Consider the following 1,318-nt stretch of genomic DNA (forward strand, 5'->3'; position numbering starts at 1 on the left):
GCGCGCCGGATCGGACACCTCGTGGATCGTGGGGTTGGCGGAAAGGTTGGAGTCCTCCATCCGGTCGAAATTCTTGGCCATGTCGTTGTTCTCTTCGGTGCGTGGGTTGCAAGAACCCCGAATGCTCTTCGCGCCGCATGAATCTCGCGTGACATGGGCCGTGTCCAGCCTCAAGGCACTCAGAAGGACGAGAAGAAGTTGTCACTCCAGTGAGATTCGCGTCGCTGCCGGCGCCATTCCCAGGGTGGCGTGGGCCTGGTGTCGGCCCACAGCCCGGCACGCTGCGCGCGGGCGCCATCCTGCAGCCGGAACAGGTCGCCGCCGCGCTTGCTCGCGATGCCGTGGTAGTCGTAGACCCAGGCCCAGCCCTCCGACACCATGCGCCGGCCCGCGTCCTCGCCGTTGCACGACACGTCGGCCACGGTGCGGCCGTAGCGATCGGTGTCGCGCGCGGTGATCAGCGCCTTCTCGGCATAGCAGAGCCGGCTCAGCGCCTGGCGGCTGCGCTGGCCATAGGGCTGCGCCTTCTCGGGCGCGTCGATGGCGGCGATGCGCACCTTGACCTGTTCGTAGGCACCGCTGCGGCCGCAGCGCGCGGTCAGCGTGTCGCCGTCGCTGACGCCAACGACGAGACAGCTGCGGGAAGCGGCGGCATGGGCCAGCAGGGGGAAGGCAAGAAGGATGGGAAGGAACGCGCGCAGGTGCATGAAGAAGACGGACGGATCGACAACGGATGAGGACGCATCGAGGCTAAGGGATTCGCGTGCCGGGCGCGGTGGGGACACACATTTTTTCCAGCGGCGCGCGGCACCGTGCCGCGCGCTTGACAGGGCGGCGCGGCCTTCTATGATCGAGTTCAATTATCTTGACGTGAGTTCTAAAATATGGAACTCGCGAAAATCCAATCATGAGCAACACCTTCTCGCAGCAACGCGTCGCCATCGTCGGCGGCACCTCCGGCATCGGTCTCGCGGTGGCGCAGCGCGTCGTCCAGCAGGGCGGCCAGGTCCACGTGGGCGGTCGCTCGCCGCAGCGGCTGGCGGCGGCCCTCGAGCAGCTCGGTCCCGCGGCCACCGGCGCGACGGTCGACTCGTCCGACGCCGATTCGCTCGCGCGCTTCTTCGCGCCGCTGCCCGCCATCGACCACCTGTTCACGCCCGGCGCGAGCTACAGCGTCGCGCCCTTCGGCAGCGAGGACGTGGCCCAGGTCGAAAGCCCGTTTCGCCAGAAGTTCTGGCCCCAGTACTGGGCCGTGCACCATGCGCTCGCCAAGCTGGCACCCGGCGCTTCGGTGGTGCTGATGTCGGGCGGCGCGGGC

The 1,318-nt window shown here is 68.0% G+C and carries 2 protein-coding genes; one reads left to right on the forward strand and one right to left on the reverse strand.

All coding sequences use genetic code 11. The annotated features are described in order from the left end of the window. Positions 1 to 179: 179 nt before the first annotated feature. Positions 180 to 707: a thermonuclease family protein gene (locus AC27VN_RS41630; RefSeq protein WP_490880532.1), complete on the reverse strand. Its 528-nt coding sequence runs from the start codon at positions 705 to 707 to the stop codon at positions 180 to 182. Positions 708 to 907: 200 nt separating this feature from the next. On the opposite strand from AC27VN_RS41630, the gene AC27VN_RS41635 reads away from it, so the two are divergent. Then, positions 908 to 1,318 (forward strand): SDR family NAD(P)-dependent oxidoreductase (locus AC27VN_RS41635; protein WP_490880533.1); only part of this gene is annotated, 411 nt, incomplete at its 3' end.

Source organism: Variovorax sp. 20P10.2.4, assembly GCF_058244205.1.